We start from the raw sequence: 521 nt of genomic DNA, 5'->3' as shown, positions 1-521 counted from the left end.
CGTGTTTTCTTCTGTCCCACTTTGGGGGTGCAGTGCCTTATTCATAGTTTTACTATTCGTATTCATCACATTAGGAGGTGTTTTTATGTTTAGTATGTTAGGGAAATCTCAAGAAGAACGTCGAAATAGAGAATATGAAGTTAGTTTGGTTAATGCGCTAAAGAATTCCTACCAAGGGATTGAGGAGATTAAGATTTCTAATCCAGAATACACAAACCCTCCGGGTTCGTGGTCTTGTGATGTAGAAATCAAATTTAAACATGAAGAAAAAATTAAGTATGGTGTTGGATATTCTCTAGACACTGAAGAAATAACAGATGCTTCATTGGAATGGGAGAATAGAGTAAAAGATAGACAATTTTTAAATGAAAATAAAGGTAAAACTGCTTCAAAAATTAGGATAACTTATTCTAATAATGATGAAGGAGAACAATAATGTCATTTAGTTATACAGATAAACAGCTTAATAATTTAAATAGAGATACTGCAGTTTACAGTGTGAATTCTGAGTTTGCTAGACG

1 protein-coding gene is annotated in these 521 nt (G+C 32.8%); it reads left to right on the top strand.

Annotation, left to right across the window (positions count from 1 at the left end; genetic code table 11):
- Position 1 precedes the first annotated feature (1 nt).
- Entirely contained in the window at positions 2 to 436 is a 435-nt protein-coding gene (locus SORDD15_RS09705) for a hypothetical protein (protein WP_081102423.1), read from the top strand.
- Positions 437 to 521: the final 85 nt, after the last annotated feature.

Source organism: Streptococcus oralis, assembly GCF_001578935.1.
GTDB classification, from domain to species: domain Bacteria; phylum Bacillota; class Bacilli; order Lactobacillales; family Streptococcaceae; genus Streptococcus; species Streptococcus oralis_R.
Note: the sequence above shows the minus strand (reverse complement) of the source record. Positions and strands in the feature narration are given on the sequence as shown.